Raw genomic sequence first — 3,902 nt, forward strand, 5'->3', positions numbered from 1 at the left:
TTCCAGTGTTGAGTTCCGGCTGTTCAGGAATCCCTTGAAAACCAGTGAAATTTCGAAGCCGCCAAAGGTCTGGCTGGCAGTTCTCAGTTTTGAAATATTGGTGTCGTAACTCATTCCTACCTCGTATTTATCCATATCAATTTTGATGGTGGGGATAATGGCATCGTTCCATCTGAGGAAGAGCCCGCCATAAATGGCCCGGGTCGATTCCAGGCCCTGATCCATTAACCCATACCCGATCAATGCACCGCCAATATATTCCGAATAGGTGCCCTGGTGCAACTGGTTGTAGTGCGCAATCACCTTCACTCTTTCATCTACCGGTATTGTAATACCAGCATTAAATGTGAGTTTTGGCTGGAGTTCAATATTCTGATCGTTGTAGAAAGATATTTTAGCACGGTTAAAATGAAAGTAACCGGCCCCGATAAAATAATTCACATCTTCACCAATTACACTGTTGTAACTCAGTCCCACACCGGCATCTAGGTAGCTGTAGCCTTTCAGCGCCAGCTTACCTTCTTCTCCTGTAGCGCTGGCCGGATCAAAGCGCCCGTTGGTATACTGGTTGTTGAAGGTCATGCTGGCAGGATCGAATTGCCGCTGCACCAATCCGCCCATGAAGCCCATGGAAAGAAAACTGCTTTTATCTTCATTGAGGGATTTGTGATAATTGATAGCCGGGAAGATCTGGGTAGACTGCAGTTTGGATGTTCCTGCCCGGTCGTAGGTGAGCTGTAAACCGGTGGTTACATAGTCGTTACTGCGACCTACAGGGAATTTTATTTCGCCGCTTACCGTACCGGTCTGGTAGGGGATAGTAACGTTGTTCCACTGGTTGCGGTACACGGCCTGTACACGCACATCGCCATTGAAAATACCTATCAGCGCAGGATTGCGGAGAATAGGCGTTTCATAGAACTGCGAAAGATGTATATCCTGGGCATACAGTGGTGTTGCATACGCGATGCAAACGATGGCCAGTAATACACGGTATATGGTTTTCATGTTAGCCAGGTTAAATAATTATCTGAGTAATGTTACGTTGCCTTTCATCTGGAAAAATTCATTGGTATCGCAGTATGCTTCAATGAAGTAGATATACACATCTGAAGGCTGCGGCTTGCCGTTAAAGGAGCCGTTCCACCCGGTGCTGATATCATCTATATTGATCCTTTCACGGTGATACACTTCCTGTCCCCAGCGGTTAAAGATCCGGAACGATTTTATGAGGCTGACGCCCTTGCCGCGCGGGTAGAATATATCATTTTGTCCATCTCCGTTGGGACTGAAAGTATTGGGAATAAACACCACATCGGTATTGCAAACGAGGTCCACATTCATGATATCACTTTTCGAACATCCGTACTGGTTAGTGCCGGTAATGCTGTAAGTAATGGGTTTGCGTACCGCCGCAGTAACATAAGGCGAGCTGGTGTTATCCAGGTAATCGTCCGGGCTCCATTTCCACTTCACGATGTCCGGGCTGCCGCTGGCCATGAGCCGTACAATACCTCCCACCATTACTGTTTGGTCTTTACCTGCATCTACCTGTGGTACCGGCTTTACAGCTACTTTTACAAACAGCGGCGCGCTCATGGGGCAAATGGCATCATTGGTGCCGGTTACCTGGTAAGTGATATCGGCTACCGGTGTGGTTACCGGGTTGGCGATGGTGTTGTTGGTTAAACCGGTAACGGGTGTCCAGTTGTAAATAGTGGCGCCTGTTGCTTTCAGTTGTACCGAGGTACCATAGCAGGCAATGGTATCATTGTTTACGGTAAGATCTACTTTGGGCACCACCGCTATATCAGTAGAATCATACACCGTACAGCCGTACACGTTAGATGCCTGAACGAGGTAACGGGTATTTACAAGTGGCGCCGCTACCGGGTCTGTGCAAAATACACAGCTGAGCTGACTGGTAGTGAGCCATTGAACAGTACCGTCGGATAAAGCACTCAGGTTAACGCTGTTGCCTTCGCAGATCTTTGGCTGACTTGCCGTGGCTTTTACAACCGGGGTTGGATGGATATTGATGGTTTTAGTGACAGAGTCCCTGCAGTTGCGGGCATCTGTTACTACCAGCTTTACTGCCTGTGCGCCGGAAGTACTGTATTTACCGGCTGGCGGCGTTTGAGCGGTGGAGCTCTGCCCGTTGCCCAGGTCCCAGTACCAGTTGGCTATCGGGATATTGGGAGAGGTGATAGTATTATTAATAAAGCTTACCGGCTGGCCTGCGCAGGTAACGGGGCCGGTGGTAAAACCGGCCTGTGGTGCAAGAATATCAATATCATCCGGTTTATACACAATGTCATCGCAATAAGCGGGATCGTTGTAATGAATGGTGAGCTGGTTATCGAAGGTGCCCGCGGTGGCCCATGTTTTTATGTAGGTTTGATCGGTGGACGTAAACGTAGTGCCGTCGCCGAACTGCCAGGTGTAGCTGGATACCAGTCCCAGCGGCACATTCAGTACACCATAGGTGGCTTTGCTGCCGCGGCAGATAGAACTAACGCCGGCAGTGAAATCTGCCCGGAAGTAATACACCGTCTGGAAACTGCTGTGGTTACAGTTGTTGCCTATCTCCCCTATAGTAAGACGAACGGTATAATTACCCGGTATTGTATAATTATGCACGGCATCCCGGGTGTTTACCAGCGGGGAGTTATCGCCGAAATCCCACTGGTAGGTGGAGCTGGCACTGGTACCGATGGAGGTATTGGTAAAGATGAATTTACTTTTATCGGTGCAATCGCGTACCACGGAAAACTGTGATACGGGTCCGGTTACGTTTACAGTGGCGGGTGGTGCATCGGCAAAACAGCCATTGCTGCCGGCTTTCATTTGTACCGTAAGGGTACCGTTGGCATTAAAGGAATGCCTGATATCATTGTTGCTGCCGGTTGCTGTTTGTCCATCCCCGAAATCCCAACTGTAGGTATCGGCGAAGTTTGCGTTGGCCAGCAGCCTTACCGGGTCGCCTGCGCAGGTGCTTTCCGGCGACACCGTGAAGCTCACGTTGGAAGGGGGATTACCTGTATGTACAAATTTATCGAAGGAGGTGGTTACCACGCATTGTCCCTGCGTAGTAACGGTAACGCCTATATTATAAGTGCCGGTTTGTGTATAAGTATGGTTTACATTGCCGCTGGTAGTGGATTGTGTATTGCCATCCCCGAAGTTCCAGGCCCATGAAATTACCGGGTCGCTGATATCGTTAGCGGAGGTAGCCGCAAATGTAGCAGTAAAAGGCACACAACCGGAAAGCGGTGTTGCCATGGTAATTTGCGGCAATGAAATATCAATGTAGGCGGCTTTCTTCAATGTGGCCGTACAGCCGTTACTGTTAGTAACGGTAAGGGTTACATCATATTTGCCAGCCTGGGTGTATTGATGAGGTATATAAGCATTGCTGGTGGTAACAGGAGCAGAGCCATCGCCAAAATCCCAGGTCCGGCTGGCCGCGCCTGTTGTGGCATCCGTGAAATTGGCGGTGAATACTTTGCAGCTTTTTGTTACATCTGCTGAAAAAACTACCTGCGGGGTAGCGCCCACTACAAGTTCCCTCCAGTAAGTGCTGGTGGTAGTGCCACCGCTTACTTTATATACTGCTTCCAGGGTAATTTTTACCGGGCCGCCAGTAGTATAGGTTACCTGCGGATGCGCTTCGTGCGATGTTCTGCCATCTCCAAAATCCCAGTTATAGGTAAGCGGAGTACCGGTGCTTGTATTGCTCAATGTAAGTGTAACAGGTGTACACAGGCTGCCCGGCGAAGCGGTATAGGTAAAGTCCGCCTTCTGTGCCAGTAAAGAGTTGGCCTGCAAAAGGGATATCAGCAGCAGTAAGGTCCAAAAACACTTTGCCTGTAGGTATTTCATAGGGTGCACAGGTTTTCCAT

At 49.2% G+C, this 3,902-nt stretch carries 2 protein-coding genes; both read right to left on the bottom strand.

Annotated features, from left to right (window positions below; translation table 11 throughout):
- Positions 1–1,008, bottom strand: a 1,008-nt coding sequence (locus VN105_RS20015; protein WP_325643498.1) for a PorP/SprF family type IX secretion system membrane protein, incomplete at its 3' end; no start/stop codon positions are given.
- Between the two features lie 18 nt (positions 1,009–1,026).
- Positions 1,027–3,882: a PKD domain-containing protein gene (locus tag VN105_RS20020; protein WP_325643500.1), complete on the bottom strand. Its 2,856-nt coding sequence runs from the start codon at positions 3,880–3,882 to the stop codon at positions 1,027–1,029.
- Between the last annotated feature and the right edge of the window lie 20 nt (positions 3,883–3,902).

The organism is Chitinophaga sp. (genome assembly GCF_035564935.1).
Classification (GTDB): domain Bacteria; phylum Bacteroidota; class Bacteroidia; order Chitinophagales; family Chitinophagaceae; genus Chitinophaga.

What these genes read in the sequence shown, in the direction of transcription:
- VN105_RS20020 (WP_325643500.1), bottom strand. Translation starts at nt 3,882, where the DNA reads ATGAAATACCTACAGGCAAAGTGTTTTTGGACCTTACTGCTGCTGATA.